Source organism: Streptomyces sp. S.PNR 29, from assembly GCF_030386795.1.
Lineage (GTDB): Bacteria > Actinomycetota > Actinomycetes > Streptomycetales > Streptomycetaceae > Streptomyces.
Genome location: NZ_JANUQM010000004.1, coordinates 1 through 16,692, shown reverse-complemented (window position 1 = coordinate 16,692; position 16,692 = coordinate 1). Strand labels below are relative to the sequence as shown.

Sequence of the window (16,692 nt, the reverse complement as noted above, 5' to 3'; positions counted from 1 at the left end):
GCGACTGGACAGACCTCTTCAGACCGCCGCGAGCGCCGTCAGCGTCCGCTCCCCACCCGGATCACCCGCCGTCGCCGGGACCAGGGCGATCTCGTCGAGGCCGGCCTCTGCGTAGGCGTCGATGCGGGAGCGGACGGTGTCCAGGTCGCCGACCAGGCCCACCGTGCCCGCGGCCTCGGCGGGCAGCGCGCGGAGCAGCGTGTCGGGGTCGGCTCCGCCGGCTGCCAGCTCCACGGCCTCGCCGAGCCCGGCCGCGATGAACATGTCGCTGTACCCCGGCACGGCCAGGTAGCCGACGATGCTGCGCAGGACCTGGGTGAGGGACTCGGCATCGGGCGCGACGGCGGCCGGCAGCCAGGAGGCGAGTCTCGGCGGGGTGCGGCCGACGCGTGCGGCGGCGTCGAGCATCTTCGTGCGCAGGATGCGGACCTGCTCCGGGGAGACCAGGTCGAGCAGCAGACGGTCGGCGTGTGCGGCGGCCGTGGCGATCGCGCGGTCGCCGAACGCGGCCACAGTGAGGGGGCCGCCGGGCGGCCGGTGGCGGCGGCGGAAGGAGCTGCCCGGCACGATCGCCTCGCCCGGGGCGCCGTGCATCTGGTCGCGTACCGCCGCGGCCGTCTCCTCCAGCACGGCGGCGGGCCGGACGCGGGGCCGCCCGTGCACCCCTTCGACCACCCGCTTGCTGGACGTCCCCAGCGCCACCCCGGCCGGTCGCCCGGTGACGGCGGCGACCGAGGCGGTGCTCCGGGCGATCGAAACCGGGTCCCGTACGGACACCGGCACCGGACCGGCCGTCAGGGCGACCCGCTCGGTGGCCCGCCCGATCGCGGCCGCCAGCACGAACGAGTCCCACGTCGGCCCCTCACCGGCCCACACCTCCCGGTAGCCGAGCCGGTCGGCGACCACGGCGACACGCAAGGGCTCCTCGACCGGACTGTCGTCCTCACGCGCGACGGCGACCACACTGAAGTCCATGCCGACGCCGCTACCCAGCGCCGGACGATCCAACCTGGCCCGGCGATCACCTCCGCGGAGATGTCGCCGAGGCATGGGCGCAGGTAGCGTCCGGCACATGGACAGGGGTCGAGACAGCGATGTCGAGGGTGCCGGGATCACCGTGCAGCGGGCGCTGGAACTGCCCGGACTGCGCAGCGGCCTGCCCGAGGTCCTGGCAGGGGCCGACCGGCTGCACCGCACCGTGCGCTGGGTGCACGCGGGAGAGGTGCCGCACATCGCCTCGCTGCTGAAGGGCGGCGAGCTGCTGCTGACCACCGGCTACGGCCTCGGCGCGCGCCCGGCCGAACAGCGCGCGTTCGTCCGCACCCTGGCCGAGCGCGGCATCGCGGCCCTCGTCGTCGAGCTCGGCCCGCGCTTCACACGTCTGCCCGCCGCCCTCGTCGACACCGCCCGCGCGGCCGGGCTCCCGCTCGTCCAACTGCACCGCGAGGTGCCCTTCGTGACGGTCACGGAGGAGATCCACACCGAGATCGTCAACGGCCACTACGCCCTGCTCCAGCGGGCCGAGGAGGTGCACCGGCGCTGCACCGAGGCCCTGCTGGGCGGCGGCGGAGTCCCCCAGGTCCTCGGCATCCTGGCCGACTTCGGCGGCAACCCGGTCTTCCTGGAGACGCCGGAGGGGCAGCTGCTGTACGCCGCCGGTGCCGGCCCCGAGGGCGCGGATCCGCTCCAGGTGTGGGAGGGGCTGCGCGGCCGGCACAAGGACGACCCGCCGGCGGGCTCGGTCCTGGTGGACGTACCGGGTGGCGGCCCCGGCACCGGGTCGGTACGGGCCCGTCTCGTCCTCCTCCCCGTACGGGCTCCCCTGGCGCCGGTGCACCGCATGGCGGCGGAGCGGACGGCCGGGATCCTCGCCGTGGTGCTCATGCAGGCGCGGCAGGAGGAGGAGCTGGCGGCCCGGGGCAGGGGGGACTTCCTGACCGACCTCGCTCAGGGCCGTATCGCGGCCGAGGACGCCCCGGCACAGGCGCGTGTCCTGGGCTTCAAGCCGGGCGGCAGCCCGCTGCTGCCGGTGGTGATGCGGCTCGGCGACGCCCTGTCCCCCGGCGGCAGCTGGGCGGTGCTGGCCCGTGCGGTGGCGGAGGAGCTGGCCTCGGTGGGGGTGCCGGTTCTGCTGGGCGTACGTCCGGTGGAGGGCAGGGTCCCGCTGCTGCTGGGCCTGCGTGCGGAGTCGGAGCGGGAGACGGTCGCGGACCGGGTCGCGGCGGCGCTGCGGGCGGGTGTGGAGCGGGCCGGGATGCGGCGGCCGGGGACGCAGCCGCCGGTGGTGGTCGTCGGGGTGCCGGGCAGCTGGGCGGCGGCGTCGGCGGGGCTCCGGCACGCGGCGGAGACGGCCACGGCGGCCCAGGGCCTGCCGGACCGGCCGTGGTACGACGCCCGCCGCCTCGACATCGACCTGCTGCTGTGGCGGCTGCGCGACCACCCCGACCTGGCGGCCTTCGTTGACCGCGCCATCGGCCCGCTCCGGGAGCACGACGACCGCTCCCGACCGCCCCTGCTGCCCACCCTCGAAACGTACCTGGCGCACGCGGGCCGCAAGGCGGAGACGGCACGCGAACTCCACCTCAACCGGCAGACGCTGTACAACCGGCTGGCGCGGATCGGGGAGTTGCTCGGCACGGACCTGGACGATCCGCAGACGGTACTGGCGTTGAGCCTGGCGTTGCGGGCCCGCAGGCATGTGCCCTAGTAGTGCTTCGTTGCGGACACGACCTAGAGCATGGACAGATGCGTCAGAACCTGGGTGCGGGCTGCGTCAACTCGTCGTACACACTGAGGACTTGGGCTACGGTCTCGTCCTCCGTCGGCCAGGTGGCCGCCTGCCGCACGCCCTTGTCCTTCAGCAGCTCCCGCCGCGCGGGGTCGCCGATCAGCCGGACGACGGCGTCGGCGAGCGCCTCGGCATCTCCGTAGGGGACGAGTTCGGCGGCGTCGCCGACGAGTTCGGGGATGCCGCCGACGTTCGTCGCGACGAGCGGCACACGCGCGTGGAGGGCCTCCTGGGCGAGGAGGGAGCGTGCCTCCCGGCTGCTCGGCAGCAGCGCGAGGTCGGCCGCCGCGAGCAGTTCACCGACGTCGTCGCGCCGGCCGATGAGCCGCACCGGCAGCTCCTCGTCCTCGATCCGCCGCTGCAGGACCGTACGCAGCGGTCCCTCCCCGGCGATCACGACCAGCGGTACGGGATCGAGGCCGCGCCACGCGCGCGTGGCGTCGAGCAGGACGTCATAGCCGCGGTGCCGGTCGAGGGAGCCGACCGCGATGAGCAACGGGCGTCCGGTGGCACCGAGTTCGGCCCGCACCTTGGGGCGCAACCGGTCGGGATCGTCGGGTTCGGCGGGCCGGCGCGGTGCGGGGAACGTCACGGCGGCGAGCCGGGCGTCCCGCGCGCCGGTCCGCCTGGCCCGGTCGACCAGCTCGGAGGTGGTCCCGAGGACGACGGTGGCCGCCTTCACGACCCGCCGCTCCAGCAGGCGCAGAAACTGGGCGCGGGCTCCCTCGGCGTGCGCCCGGTCGTGCCAGGTGACGACGAGCGGGGTACGGACGCGCCGCGCGCTGAGGGCGAGCACGGCGCGGAAGGAGGCGTGCAGGCCGTGCGCGTGCACCAGATCGGCACCCGAGCAGGCCGCCCGCAGCACGGCCACGGCGGCCGGGTCGCTGCTGCGCGGCACATCGACGTGGTCGGCGCCGACGCCGGTGAAGTCGTAGGCGTGCTCCGCCTCGACGGGGGCGCACACTGTGACCTTCACGCCCCGTGCGACGAGCCCGGCGGCCAGGGAGCGCACGTGCGCGCTGCTGACGGCGTTGCCTCCGCCCAGCACCTGCACGGTGCGCAACGGTGCCTGGCCGTGCGGCGAGTGGCTGCTCACGGGGGTCACGTGCCCGGGGCTCCTGGTTCGGCGTCGGACGGTCACGAAGAACGTACAGAAGGATCGGGCGGAGGGGAGGTACCGCGCTGTTTCCTACGCGTACTCCGTCAAGGATGCCAGGACGCGGGGGCATTCCGGGAACGCCGAGCCCGTGGGGGCCGGGCGGAACGGTACCGCGGGTCACCCACACGAGTGAGAGCAGCTCACCGGTTCACCCGCGCGGCGCCCGCCGCCTCGCTCACCTTCTCCCCGTAGGCCGCCGCAGTCACGAGCGCGGCGGCGTGCGCGGCGAGCCCGGCCCGCCCGCTGCCGGCGACCACGGCGGCCCCCAGGGCCGCCCCCAGCGCGTGCGCCCCCGTGTCGCCGAGCATCGCGCGCTCACCGAGGTCGTCGGGCAGCACGGCCGCGGCGGCTCCCATCGCGGCGGCGGCCAGCTCCGCCCCGGGCCCTGCCCGCAGCAGCCCGGGCACGCCGAGGGCGAGCACCGCGCCGGCCGCCCTCCCGGGACGTACGTCGACGAGGTTGACGAAGTGCGCGGCCCCGGCGATCACGACACCCGCGAGCACCTTGTCGAGCGGCCGCTCCTTCATCAGCGCCCCGGCGACGAGCCCGGCCGCCGAGATCCCGAACAGCTTGACCGCACCGCTGGTGACCTCACCGTCCCGGAGCGCCGCCAGATGCGCCCGGAACCCGCGCCGGGCATCCCCGGCCCCGGCCACATCGTCGTATGCTCCGCAGGCACCGGCGGCGAGCACGGCGAACCCGGCGGCGGGCCGCACCCTGCCCGCCCCGACGGCGACCGCGACGGCGGACGCGGGCCCGGCGTACAACTCCACGGTCCGCCCGGCGTGGTTCTGCCGCTCCCAACGGCCGCGCCCACCGGGCGCCTTGGCCCGCAGACCGGCGATCCCGGCCCGGGAGAGGGCGACAGCGAGTCCGAAGGAACCGGTTCTGCGAGCGCGGTTGATCATCCGGTCACCCTACGGACTCCCTAGACCTCCGCCCGCGCGGTCGCCAGCAGTTCCTCCGCGTGGGCCCGGGCGGTCTCCGAGTCCTCCTGTCCGGCGAGCATCCGGGACAGCTCACGGATCCGTTCCTCGCCCTCCAGCACCTTCACGCCGGACCGCGTCACGGAGCCGTCGTCGGTCTTCTCGACCAGCAACTGCCGGTCGGCGAAGGCCGCCACCTGCGGCAGATGCGTCACGACCACCACCTGGGCGGTCTTCGCGAGCCGCGCCAGCCGGCGCCCGATCTCCACTGCGGCCTTGCCGCCCACACCGGCGTCGACCTCGTCGAACAGATACGTCGGCACCGGGTCCGTCCCCGCGAACACGACCTCGACGGCCAGCATCACGCGTGACAGCTCACCACCGGAGGCGCCCTTGGCGATGGGCCGCGGCGGTGCTCCCGGATGCGGGGCGAGCAGCAGCTCGACCTCGTCGACGCCCGACGGCCCGTAGGCGACCGTCCGCCCGCCGACCTCCACGCCCTCCGGGTCCTCGGTCTGCCGGATCGAGAACGACACGCGCGCGTGCGGCATGGCGAGCGAGGCCAGCTCGGCGGTCACCGCGGCCGCGAACCGCTCGGCGGCCTCCGTCCGCGCGTCCGTCAGCGCCTGCGCCAGCCCGCCCAGTTCGGCCCGCAGGGCATCCCGCTCGGCGGTCAGCTCCCCGATCCGTTCGTCGTCGCCGTCCAGCTCGGTCAGCCGGGCGGCACTCTGCTCGGCCCACGCCAGCACGGCGGCGACGTCCTCGCCGTACTTCCGGGTCAGCGCGTTGATCGCGGCCCGCCGCTCCTCGACGGCCGCGAGTCTCAGCGGATCGGCGTCGAGGTCGTCGGCGTACCCCGCCAGCTCCCCCGCCACATCCCGCAGCAGGATCCCGATCTCCCCGATCCGGTCGGCGAGCGCGGCCAGCGCCGGATCGTGCGACCGCACCGCGTCCAGGGCCCGCTGAGCGCCCGCGACGAGCGTCGCCGCGTCAACACCCTCAGGGTCCTCCGGATCGCCCGCGAGAGCGGCGTGTGCGGCCGTCGCGGCGGACGCCAGCGCCTCGGCGTGCCCCAGCCGCTCCGCCTCCTCCGCGAGTTCCACGTCCTCACCGGCGCGCGGCTCGACGCCCGCGATCTCGTCGAGCCCGTAGCGCAGCATGTCGGCTTCCTGAGCCCGCTCACGCGCGCGCGTGGTGATCTCCTCCAGCTCCACGGAGACAGCCCGCAGCCGCCGGTAGGCCTCGGCGTACTTGGCGAGCGGTACGGCGACGGCGTCGCCCGCGTACCGGTCCAGCGCCTGCCGCTGCCGTGACTGCTTGAGCAGCCCCTGCTGGTCGGTCTGCCCGTGCACGGCCACCAGCTCGTCGGCGAGCTCGGCGAGCATTCCGACGGGCACGGACCGCCCGCCCAGATGGGCCCGTGACCGGCCTTCGGCGGAAACGGTACGGCTGATCAACAGCGCTCCGTCGTCGAGCTCCGCCCCCGCCTCCTCGGCACGTACGGCGGCGGAGGCGTCCTCGGGCACGGTGATCCGCCCCTCCACGACCGCGTTCTTGGCGCCGATCCGAACGAGGGCCGGGTCCGCGCGCCCGCCCAGCAGCAGCCCGAGGCTGGTGACCACCATGGTCTTGCCCGCACCCGTCTCACCGGTGACAGCGGTGAATCCGGGCGACAGCTCGACGACCGCGTCGTCGATGACACCGAGCGACCGTATCCGCATCTCCTCCAACACGTCCCTGACCATACGAGGTTTTACCCGTACGATGCGACGCGCCCCCACCCCAACCGGGGAAGCAGCTGGTCGTTACCCATGGGCGAGTGACTCGTTGACCGGATGCCCCGCCCGCGCGGGGGTGGGCCGGGCTTCTCCGTGTCGGAAGAGATCCGGATGCTGTGCTGCCCGGCCACACGGGGATGGTTGCCGCACGGCGGGTGGCAACGCTCGCTGTGCCCCGCAGCAGCTCTAGTGCGGCGCCCCCCGCCACCCGGAAACCGGCAACGCGAACTTCGCCACAAGCCGGTCGGTGAAGGACGCGTGATGCAGTCGAGCCAGCCGCACCGGCACGGCCCCCCGCCGCACCTCGACCCGTGCCCCGGGCGGCAACTCCACCGTCCGCCGCCCGTCACACCACAACACACCGGGCGAGATGTGCGGCAGCACCTCCACCGCGAGCACGGAATTCGGCGATGTCACCAACGGCTTGGCGAACAGCGCGTGCGCCGAGATCGGCACCATCAGCAGCGCCTCCACCTCCGGCCACACCACGGGCCCTCCGGCGGAGAAGGCGTACGCCGTCGAACCGGTCGGTGTCGCGCACACGATCCCGTCACAGCCGAACCCGGTCACCGGCCGCCCGTCGATCTCCAGGACCACCTCCAGGAGTTTCTCGACGGACCCCTTCTGCACGGCGGCCTCGTTGAGCGCCCAGTCGGTGTGCACGATCTCGCCGTTGCGGTGCACGACCACGTCGATGGTCATGCGCTCCTCGACCTCGTACGCCTTGGTCACCACACGGTCGACGACCTTCTCCAGGTCGTCCCGCTCGGCCTCGGCCAGAAACCCGACCCGCCCGAGGTTGACCCCGAGCATCGGCACACCGGACGCCCGAGCGAACTCGGCCCCCCGCAGCAGCGTCCCGTCACCGCCGAGGACGATCAGCAGCTCACAGTCGTCCAGGCACTGCGGGGTGGCCTCCTTGACCAGTTCCACCTCGTCCGGCAGCGGAAGGTCCAGCGCCTCCGCCTCCAGGCCGCGCACGCCGATGCCGGACCGCAGCAGCCCCTTGACCAGGAGCTCGGCGCTGCGCACGGCCGCGGGACGCCCGGTGTGGGCGAGCAGGAAAACAGTACGAGCTCGGTTCGTTGTCAACGCGGCCCCTCCGCCACTGCACGATCGACGTCGGCCGGGTCCAGTTCCGGAGCCCCGGCCCGCAGCCACAGAAAGTATTCGACATTCCCGGACGGTCCGGGCAGCGGACTCGCGGTCACGCCCCGCACCCCGAGCCCGAGCCCCCAGGCCCGCTCGGCGACCCCCCGCACGGCCTCCGCCCGCAGCTGCGGACTCCGTACGACGCCCCCGCTCCCCAGCCGTTCCTTCCCCACCTCGAACTGGGGTTTGACCATCATCACCAGGTCGGCGTCCGGCTTCACACACCGCACCAGGGCGGGCAGAACCAGCCCGAGCGGGATGAAGGACAGATCCCCCACGACAAGATCCACAGGCTCCCCACCGATCGCTTCAAGCGTCAATTCGCGGACGTTCATACGGTCCTTGACGGTGACGCGTTCATCGTTCTGCAGAGACCAGGCGAGTTGTCCGTATCCGACGTCCACGGCGAGGACGTGTGCGGCCCCCGACCTGAGCAGTACGTCGGTGAAGCCGCCGGTGGAGGCACCCGCGTCCAGCGCCCGGCGCCCCTCCACGGCCAGCCCCCGCGGTACGAACACCTTCAGCGCGCCGGCGAGCTTGTGGCCGCCCCGCGACACATAGTCGGGTTCGCTGTCGTCGCGCGCGACGACGATGGCGGCCGCGGTCTCCACCTGCGTGGCGGGCTTGGTCGCGACGGTCTTGCCGACGGTCACCCGACCGGCGGCGATCAGCTGGCCGGCATGCTCACGCGAGCGCGCCAGCTTCCGGCGGACCAGCTCCGCGTCGAGACGGCGGCGTGCGACTCCTGCCACGTTCGGTTCAGCTCCTGTTGCCGTACGTCGATGGGGGCGCCGGAAGTCCCGGGCGGGCGTCGAGCGCGGTGAGCGCGTCGCGCAGCCCCCGATGTACATCCTCGTACACCTCGACGTGCCCGTCCGTGGCGAGGTGGTCGGCGTCACCGAGCCGCGCCAGCTGGGCGTCGACCTCGGCGTTGCCGGTGGGGGTACGGGGCACACCGAGCGGGGCGGGAGCGGCCGGATCGTGGGCCGGCTCGGGCTCCACCGCCTCCTCGGGTGCGTCCGTCTGCGGAACCGAGTCGTTCATGCCCCGACGCTACCGCGAACCACTGCGGTACCGTCGATCGCGATGGCCACGATCGAGGAGTGCCGCAGCGCACTCGACAAGCTCTCGGACACCATGCAGACCGCCGAAGGGAACGTCCGCGAGGCCGCGGCCCTGGACCGTTCGGTGAGCTGCCACATCACGGACCTCGACGTCACCTTCGTCGGCCGTCTCACCGGCGGCCGGATCGACGTGCGCGACACCCTCCAGGGCCCACCGCGCGAGAAGGCGGAGATCAGGCTGGCCATGACCGGCGACGATCTGGTGGCGCTGGTCGACGGCGAGCTGAACTTCGCCAAGGCCTGGGGCTCGGGCCGGGTGAAGCTGGAGGCGAGCCTGTTCGACCTGTTCCGTCTCAGGAAGCTTCTGTAGTCACCACACGCGCGCGCGCCTTCCGCGCGGCCGGCACCACCAGCGGCGTGCCCGTCTCCGGGTCGTCGATGACCTGGCAACGCAATCCGAACACCTCTTCGACCAGCTCGGCCGTGACGATGTCGTTCGGCGCGCCCTCGGCGATGATCCTCCCGCCGCGCAGGGCGATCAGATGGGTCGCGTACCGGGCGGCGTGGTTGAGGTCGTGCAGCACGGCGACGAGCGTGCGCCCCTGCTGTTCGTGCAGCTCCGCGCACAGGTCCAGTACGTCGATCTGGTGCTGGATGTCCAGGTACGTCGTCGGCTCGTCCAGCAGCAGCAGCGGCGTCTGCTGGGCGAGCGCCATCGCGATCCACACGCGCTGCCGCTGACCGCCGGAGAGCTCGTCCACATAGCGGTCGGCCAGCTCGGCGACGCCGGTCTGCGCCATCGACTCCTGTACGACGCGCTCGTCCTCGGCCGACCACTGGCGCAGGATGCCCTGGTGCGGGTAGCGGCCGCGGCCCACCAGGTCGGCGACGGTGATCCCGTCGGGCGCGATCGAGGACTGCGGCAGCAGGCCGAGGGTCCGGGCGACCTTCTTCGCGGGCATCGACTGGATGGTCTGCCCGTCGAGCAGCACACGGCCCTGGCTGGGCCTGAGCATCCGGGACAGGGCCCGCAGCAGGGTCGACTTGCCGCACGCGTTCGGGCCGACGATCACGGTGAAGGAGTTGTCGGGAATCTCCACCGACAGCTGCTCGGCGATGACGCGCTGGTCGTAGGCGAGGGTGACGTTCTCGGCGGAGAGGCGGTTCACAGTGCTCCTTCGGTTGTTCAGGCCGCTGCCGGTGCTGGTGCCGTCGCTCACGTGCGACCCTTCGGGGGCGCTCATATCCGGCCCGCCTTGCGTTCGGTGACCAGCAGCCACAGCAGGTAGACGCCGCCGAGCACGCCGGTGATCACGCCCACGGGCAGCTGGTCGGCGCCGAAGGCCCGCTGCGAGACCCAGTCCGCGGTGACCAGCAGGGCGGCGCCCATGCACAGGGAGGGCAGCAGGTTGGGCCCGGGCGAGCGGGTCAGGCGCCGGGCGAGCTGCGGCGCGGTGAGCGCGACGAAGCTGACGGGGCCGGCGGCGGCGGTCGCGGCGGCGGTGAGCAGCACGGCGGCCACCATCAGCAGCGCCCGTACGCGCTCGACCCGCACCCCCAGCGCCCCCGACACGTCGTCGCCCATCTCCATCATCCGCAGCCCGCGCGCGTTGGCGAGGACGAGCGGCACCAGCACGGCGCACAGCCCGAGCAGCGGCCACACCTGGGACCAGTCACGGCCGTTGAGGGACCCGGTCATCCACACGACCGCGCGGGTCGCGTCCACGAGGTCGGCCTTGGTGAGCAGATAGCCGTTGACGGCCGTGACCATCGCGGACACACCGATACCGACCAGAACCAGTCGATAGCCGTGCACACCCCGCTTCCAGGCGAGCAGATAGATGGCGAGCCCGGTCGCCAGGCCGCCCACGAGCGCGCCGACGGTGACCTGTGTCGAGCTTCCGGACATCAGCACGATCACCGTCAGCGCCCCGGCCGTCGCCCCCTGCCCGAGGCCGAGCACGTCAGGACTGCCCAGCGGGTTGCGGGAGATGGCCTGGAAGAGGGCGCCGCCCAGTCCGAGCGAGGCGCCGACCAGCAGCCCGACCAGGACCCGCGGCAGCCGCAGCTCGGTGACGATGAACTCCTGACCGGCGTTTCCGTCGCCGGCCAGCGTCTTCAGCACGTCGGCCGCCGGGATCGGGAAGTCGCCGGTGCCGATCAGCACCACGCTCGCGGCGAGCGCGGCGACCAGCAGCAGGCCGACGACGGTCAGGGCGCGGACGTCCACCCGGACGGACAGCCCGCCCGGGGTCCGCAGCACGCGGTGGGCACGTGGGGTCTTCACTGCGGTCTTCACAGCTGCGCCGTCCTCCGCCGTCGTACGAGAAAGATGAACACCGGGCCGCCGAGGATCGCGGTGACGATACCGACCTGGAGCTCCGCGGGCCGCGCGACGATCCGGCCGAGGACGTCGGCGGCGAGCAGCAGCACGGGCGACAGGACGGTGGCGTACGGCAGGATCCAGCGCAGGTCGGGACCGGTGAAGGAGCGCACGACGTGCGGCACCATCAGCCCGACGAACACGATCGGCCCGCAGGCGGCGGTCGCGGCCCCGCACAGCACGGTCGCGGCCAGCATGGACAGCGCCCGGGTGCGGTTGAGGTCGGCGCCGAGGGCCTTGGCCGTGTCGTCGCCCATCGCCATGGCGTTGAGCGGCCGGGCCAGGGCGAGCGCGAGGACCGTCCCCAACGCGAGGAACGGCAGCACCTGCGTGATGATCGAGCCGGTCGCCGAGGACAGCGAACCGACCGTCCAGAAACGCATCTTGCCCAGCGCCGCGCCATCCATGATCATCACGGCCTGGAGGTAGCCGTACAGCGCGGCGCTGATCGCCGTACCGGCGAGCGCCAGCCGTACCGGTGTGGCCCCGCGGCTGCCGCCGAGGAACCAGACCAGCGCACCGATCGCCGCCGCCCCGAAGAAGGCGAACCACACATAGCCGGTCAGCGAGGTGACGCCGAAGTAGGTGATGGCGGTGACGACCGCGGCGGACGCGCCCGCGTTGATGCCGAGCAGTCCGGGATCGGCCAGCGGATTGCGCGTGAGCGCCTGCAGAACGGCCCCGGACAGACCGAGCGCGGCACCGGCGAGCAGCCCGAGGACGGTCCGTGACAGCCGCTCGGAGACCACGACGTCGCCGTAGGTGCCCGAGTCCGCGAACAGGCCGTGCCACACCTGCTCCAGGGACAGCTCCTTCGCTCCGATCGCGATACTCGCCAACGCGACGAGCACCAGGATCGCGACCGACACGAGCAGCCCAACGGCACGTATCGCCTGGCGGTTCGGGAGCGCGGAGGGTGCCTCCGCGCGCTGTTCGGGGGGACTGTCGACCAACACGCGGTTAGGTTAGCCTACCCTCGCCATCGATCACGATCCCGAGGCCTGTCCTCCCCCAGGGTTCACCGGCCGGCCCGTCGCGGCCTCACAACCCCAGCCGCGCCAAAGCCTTCCCCGACTCCAGCTCGCACACACCTTCCCCGGCCGCCGTCCAGGCCGCCGCACACAGCGCGCGCAGCCCGTCCAGGGCCGCACCGTCACCCTCCAGCTCCAGCCGCTCGGCGCCGGCCACCGCCGTCCAACCGCCGCACCGGAACCCGCCGTCCGCCTCGGTGACCTCGGGCTGACCGGTGAGCAGCCCCCGCAGATCGGCGTCCACATACGTCGGCCGGTGCTGCGGCGGCGCGGCGAGCAGCCGCGGGCCGTCGGTCACGCCGGTGAGGACGAGCAGCGAGTCGACGTGCCCGTTGAACGCGCCCTCGATGTCCGTGTCCAGCCGGTCCCCCACCACCAGGGGCCGCTCGGCGCCGGTCCGCAGGATCGTCTCCCGGTGCATCGGAGGCAGCGGCTTGCCCGCGACCTGCGGCTCGGCGCCGGTGGCCGTCCGGACGACCTGCACGGCAGCGCCGTTGCCCGGGGCGATCCCGCGCGCACCGGGAATCGTCAGATCGGTGTTGGACGCGAACCACGGCACCCCGCGCGCGATGGCGTAGCACGCCTCCGCGAACCGCCCCCACGGCAGCTCGGGCCCGCCGTACCCCTGCACCACGGCCGCCGGATCGTCGTCCGCCGACTCCACGGGCTCCAGCCCACGCTCACGCAGCGCCACCCGCAGCCCCTCCCCGCCGACCACCAGCACCCGGGCCCCGGACGGCACCTGCTCGGCGATCAGCCGGGCCACGGCCTGCGCCGACGTGATGACGTCGTCCGCCCCCGTCGCTATCCCCAGCTCGGTCAGATGTGCGGCGACCGCATCCGGCGTCCGCAGCGCGTTGTTGGTGACGTACGCCAGATGCATCCCGCCTTCCCGGGCCGCGGCCAGCGACTCGACGGCGTACGGGATCGCGTTCCCCCCGGCGTAGACCACACCGTCCAGGTCGAGCAGCGCGGTGTCGTACGCCTTGCTCAGGGCCTGCCCACTGCCCTCGGGCCTCGTCCTGACGCTCCGGCTCATCCCACATCGCTCCTCGTTCGACGGCCTTTCCCCCGATCATCCCCCATGCCACCGACAGTCGTGACGCACGTACGATGCCGGGATGAACACAGTCGGTCACTCGGAAGCAACGGAGCGCCGAGGCCTGGAACTCACCCCGTTCCGAGGCCTTCGTTACGATCCCGACCGGGTCGGCAGCCTGGCCGCAGTGACATCCCCGCCGTACGACGTCGTGGTCCGCCCCGACGGCCTGCACCACCTCCAGTCCGCCGACCCGCACAACATCGTCCGCCTGATCCTCCCGCAGGCCGCCACCCCCACCGCCCGCAACGACCAGGCCGCGGACACCCTGCGCCGCTGGTTGTCCGAGGGCGTTCTGCTCACCGACCCCGAACCGGGCCTGTACGTCTACGAGCAGCGCGACGGCAGCGGCATGCTGCAACGCGGCATCATCGGCGCCCTGCGCGTGTCCGACCCCGCTGAGCAGGTCGTCCTGCCGCACGAGGACGTCATACCGCACGTCGTCGCCGACCGCGCGGCCCTGATGCGCGCCACCTCGGCGAACCTCGAACCCCTGCTGCTGACCTACCGCGGCGACGGCTCGGCCGCCGCCGTCGTGGAACGCACCGCGGAGCGGCCGCCGCTGCTCTCGACGACCACGGAGGACGGCTTCAGCCACCGCCTGTGGTCGGTCACCGATCCCGCCGAGGTCACCAGGATCCAGGCCGACCTGGCTCAGCACCAGGCCCTCATCGCCGACGGCCACCACCGCTGGGCGACATACCGCCGGCTCCGCGCGGAGCATCCCTCCCCCAGCCCCTGGGACTACGGTCTCGTCCTCCTGGTCGACACGGCCCGCTACCCCCTCCGCGTCCGGGCCATCCACCGCCTGCTGCACAACCTGCCGGTGGCCGACGCCCTGGCCGCCCTCGACGGCCGGTTCCGCGTCCGCCACCTCCAAGTCCCGCTGGCAGAGGCCCTGGAGGCCCTCGCCGACGCGGCCTGCGCGAGCAACGCCTTCCTGCTGGCCGGCGACGGCACCTTCCACCTCGTCGACCGGCCCGACCCGGACCTCCTGTCCCGCACGGTCCCCGCCGACCGCCCCGCCGCCTGGCGCTCCCTGGACGCGACGGTCCTGCACGCCACGCTCCTCGCCCACCTCTGGCACATCCCCGAGGACTCCGCGGCCCACGTCTCCTACATCCACGACACGGCCGCCACGGTCGAGAAGGCGGAACGCGACGGCGGTACGGCCGTCCTCATGCACCCGGTACGCGAGGACCTCGTCCGCCACCTGGCCCGCCAGGGTGTCACCATGCCCCGCAAGTCGACCTCGTTCGGCCCGAAACCGGCGTCGGGCCTGGTGCTGCGCGCGCTCGACCTCTGACATGCGAGAGGGGCGGGACCGTATGGCCCCGCCCCTCTCGTCTGCCGACGTCAGTCCTTGTCGCCGTCCTCAGCGGAGACGTCCTCAGCGGCGAGGTCCTCGCCCTCGCTCTCGTCGAGGGCGTCGACGAACTCCACACCGTCCAGCTCGGCGAGCCGGTCGGAGGCGTCCGTGCTGCCGTCCCGGTCGGATTCCACCGCCTTGGCGAACCACTCGCGCGCCTCGTCGACCCGGCCGGCCGCGAGCAGCGCGTCGGCGTACGCGTACCGCAGTCGCGCGGTCCACGGCTGTACGGAGGTGGAGGCCAGCTCCGGGCTCTGCAGGGTCACGATGGCCGCGTCGAGCTGCCCCATGTCACGCCGGGCTCCGGCCGCGACGAGTCGCATCTCGACCTGCCCGGCCTTGTCCAGCTTGTGCACCTCGGGTGCCCCGGCCATCTCCAGCGCCTTCTCCGGCCGCCCGAGCCCACGCTCGCAGTCGGCCATGACGGGCCACAGATCCACGGTGCCGGTCATCCGCCGTGCCGCCCGGAACTCGGCGAGCGCCTCCGCGTACTTCTGGTTCGCGTACGCGGCGAACCCGGCCGCCTCGCGTACGGCGGCAACACGCGACGCCAGCCGCAGGGCCACCTTCGAGTAGCCGTACGCGCCCTCGGGGTCCTCGTCGATGAGCCGGGCGACCATCACCAGGTTCTTCGCGACATCGTCCGCGAGCGTCTTCGGCAGGCTCTGCAGCTCCTGCCGTACGTCCTTGTCGATCTCGTCGCCCGTGACGTCCTCGGGGATCGGCAGCCGCTTGATGGGCTCCCGGTCGCGGTCCCGCTCCCGCTCCTCGCGGAAACGGCCACCGCCACGCCGGTCGTCCCGGCCCCGGAAGCCACCGGGACGTCCACCGCGATCGTCCCGCCGCGGCCCACGGCCACGGTCGTCCCGCCCACGGAACCCACCGCGGTCGCCTCGGCTGTCGTCGCGCCTGAACCCACCACGCTCACCGCGGTCGTCCCGACGGAAGCCGCCGCGGTCGTCCCAACGGTCATCACGCCGATCGTCCCGACGGTCATCACGGCGGAAGGCGGGGCGGTCGTCGCGGCGGAAGCCACCGCGGTCGTCCCGACGGTCATCACGGCGGTCGTCCCGACGATCATCGCGGCGGTCGTCCCGACGATCATCGCGGCGGTCGTCCCGACGGTCATCGCGGCGGAAACCACCGCGGTCATCCCGACGGTCATCACGCCGGTCGTCCCGACGGAAGCCGCCGCGGTCGCCGCCACGCTGGCCACGGTCGTCGCTACGGCGGTCGTCGCGTCGGCCGTACCCGCCACGGCTGTCGTCACGCCGGAATCCACCGCGGTCGTCGTCCCGGCGCTCCCGGCGCTCCCCACGGTCATCGCGGCGGAAGGCGGGGCGGTCACCCCGGCCGTCCCGGTCGCCCCGGTCATCGCGGCGGAACGTCGGACGAGAACCGCGGTCGCCCTCGCGACGGTCGTCGCGTCGGCCGTACCCACCGCGGTTGTCGTCGCGCCGGAATCCACCGCGCTCGCCGCGTTCACCACGGTCGCCGCGATCGCCGCGATCGCCGCGATCGCCGGGGCGGTCGTCGCGTCGGCCGTAACCGCCACGGTCGCTGTCACGCCGGTCGTCACGCCGGCCGTAACCACCGCGCTCACCACGGTCGTTGCCGCGACGGAAGCCGCCACGGTCCCCACGGTGGCCACCGCGATCGCCACGGTCCCCACTGTCCCGTCGCCGCTGGTCGCGCTCCGGTCGGTCGTCGGGAGAGTTGGTGGACATCGGTGACTCCTGTCTTCGGTACCGCAAGCCATTCTTGCGCAGCCGAGTACCCGGCGCGCTAGGGAAAAACAAAAAGGACCCCTGATCCCAGCTGAACGCTGGTGACCAGGGGTCCTCCAAAGATTGTTCGGCGGCGTCCTACTCTCCCACAGGGTCCCCCCTGCAGTACCATCGGCGCTGTAAGGCTTAGCTTCCGGGTTCGGAATGTAACCGGGC

Annotated in this window: 16 protein-coding genes and 1 rRNA gene; 3 read left to right on the top strand and 14 right to left on the bottom strand. The window is 73.2% G+C overall.

Annotation, left to right across the window (positions count from 1 at the left end; translation table 11 throughout):
* Positions 1-18: 18 nt before the first annotated feature.
* Positions 19-975 (bottom strand): LLM class F420-dependent oxidoreductase, encoded by a 957-nt coding sequence (locus tag NW895_RS12550; protein WP_289935544.1) that lies wholly within the window; start codon positions 973-975, stop codon positions 19-21.
* A gap of 97 nt (positions 976-1,072) precedes the next feature.
* Here NW895_RS12550 and NW895_RS12545 point away from each other — a divergent pair, with 97 nt between their 5' ends.
* On the top strand, positions 1,073-2,707 hold the full coding sequence (locus NW895_RS12545) for a PucR family transcriptional regulator (protein WP_289935543.1): 1,635 nt from the start codon (positions 1,073-1,075) through the stop codon (positions 2,705-2,707).
* A 43-nt stretch (positions 2,708-2,750) separates the two neighbouring features.
* On the opposite strand, the gene NW895_RS12540 is transcribed toward NW895_RS12545, so the two are convergent.
* The 6 genes from NW895_RS12540 to NW895_RS12515 form a co-directional block, all read right to left on the bottom strand.
* Positions 2,751-3,893 (bottom strand): glycosyltransferase family 4 protein, encoded by a 1,143-nt coding sequence (locus NW895_RS12540; protein ID WP_289935542.1) that lies wholly within the window; start codon positions 3,891-3,893, stop codon positions 2,751-2,753.
* A 194-nt stretch (positions 3,894-4,087) separates the two neighbouring features.
* Positions 4,088-4,855: a hypothetical protein gene (locus NW895_RS12535; protein ID WP_289935541.1), complete on the bottom strand. Its 768-nt coding sequence runs from the start codon at positions 4,853-4,855 to the stop codon at positions 4,088-4,090.
* Between the two features lie 20 nt (positions 4,856-4,875).
* Complete coding sequence (recN, locus tag NW895_RS12530; RefSeq protein ID WP_289935540.1) at positions 4,876-6,618, bottom strand: DNA repair protein RecN; 1,743 nt, start codon at positions 6,616-6,618, stop codon at positions 4,876-4,878.
* A 219-nt stretch (positions 6,619-6,837) separates the two neighbouring features.
* A complete protein-coding gene (locus NW895_RS12525) occupies positions 6,838-7,743 on the bottom strand; it encodes an NAD kinase (RefSeq protein ID WP_289935539.1) in 906 nt (301 codons plus the stop codon).
* Positions 7,740-8,555 (bottom strand): TlyA family RNA methyltransferase, encoded by an 816-nt coding sequence (locus NW895_RS12520; RefSeq protein WP_289935538.1) that lies wholly within the window; start codon positions 8,553-8,555, stop codon positions 7,740-7,742. The genes NW895_RS12525 and NW895_RS12520 overlap by 4 nt, the downstream gene beginning before the upstream one ends.
* A gap of 7 nt (positions 8,556-8,562) precedes the next feature.
* A complete protein-coding gene (locus NW895_RS12515) occupies positions 8,563-8,847 on the bottom strand; it encodes a hypothetical protein (RefSeq protein ID WP_289935537.1) in 285 nt (94 codons plus the stop codon).
* 42 nt (positions 8,848-8,889) lie between these two features.
* Here NW895_RS12515 and NW895_RS12510 point away from each other — a divergent pair, with 42 nt between their 5' ends.
* The gene (locus NW895_RS12510) at positions 8,890-9,237 is read left to right on the top strand and encodes an SCP2 sterol-binding domain-containing protein (protein ID WP_289935536.1); all 348 of its coding nucleotides are present in this window, start codon (positions 8,890-8,892) and stop codon (positions 9,235-9,237) included.
* Here NW895_RS12510 and NW895_RS12505 read toward each other — a convergent pair.
* From NW895_RS12505 to NW895_RS12490, 4 genes are all read right to left on the bottom strand, one after another.
* Positions 9,221-10,111 carry an ABC transporter ATP-binding protein gene (locus NW895_RS12505; protein ID WP_289935535.1) on the bottom strand — a complete coding sequence of 297 codons (891 nt, stop codon included), beginning with the start codon at positions 10,109-10,111 and terminating at the stop codon, positions 9,221-9,223. The genes NW895_RS12510 and NW895_RS12505 overlap by 17 nt on opposite strands.
* Positions 10,108-11,154 carry an iron chelate uptake ABC transporter family permease subunit gene (locus tag NW895_RS12500; protein WP_289936004.1) on the bottom strand — a complete coding sequence of 349 codons (1,047 nt, stop codon included), beginning with the start codon at positions 11,152-11,154 and terminating at the stop codon, positions 10,108-10,110. Before NW895_RS12500 ends, NW895_RS12505 begins: the two co-directional genes overlap by 4 nt.
* 8 nt (positions 11,155-11,162) lie before the next feature.
* Positions 11,163-12,206 carry an iron chelate uptake ABC transporter family permease subunit gene (locus tag NW895_RS12495; protein ID WP_289935534.1) on the bottom strand — a complete coding sequence of 348 codons (1,044 nt, stop codon included), beginning with the start codon at positions 12,204-12,206 and terminating at the stop codon, positions 11,163-11,165.
* A gap of 85 nt (positions 12,207-12,291) precedes the next feature.
* Positions 12,292-13,320 carry an HAD hydrolase-like protein gene (locus NW895_RS12490; RefSeq protein WP_289935533.1) on the bottom strand — a complete coding sequence of 343 codons (1,029 nt, stop codon included), beginning with the start codon at positions 13,318-13,320 and terminating at the stop codon, positions 12,292-12,294.
* A gap of 82 nt (positions 13,321-13,402) precedes the next feature.
* Between NW895_RS12490 and NW895_RS12485 the strand changes: the two genes are divergently transcribed.
* Complete coding sequence (locus NW895_RS12485; RefSeq protein WP_289935532.1) at positions 13,403-14,686, top strand: DUF1015 domain-containing protein; 1,284 nt, start codon at positions 13,403-13,405, stop codon at positions 14,684-14,686.
* Positions 14,687-14,736: 50 nt separating this feature from the next.
* On the opposite strand, the gene NW895_RS12480 is transcribed toward NW895_RS12485, so the two are convergent.
* From NW895_RS12480 to rrf, 3 genes are all read right to left on the bottom strand, one after another.
* Positions 14,737-15,477, bottom strand: a complete 741-nt coding sequence (locus NW895_RS12480; RefSeq protein ID WP_289936003.1) for a tetratricopeptide repeat protein — start codon at positions 15,475-15,477, stop codon at positions 14,737-14,739.
* Positions 15,369-16,412, bottom strand: coding sequence for a hypothetical protein (locus NW895_RS12475; protein WP_289936025.1), 1,044 nt, complete (start codon positions 16,410-16,412; stop codon positions 15,369-15,371). The genes NW895_RS12480 and NW895_RS12475 overlap by 109 nt, the downstream gene beginning before the upstream one ends.
* 189 nt (positions 16,413-16,601) lie before the next feature.
* A 5S ribosomal RNA gene (rrf, locus tag NW895_RS12470) occupies positions 16,602-16,692 on the bottom strand; the annotation flags it as partial.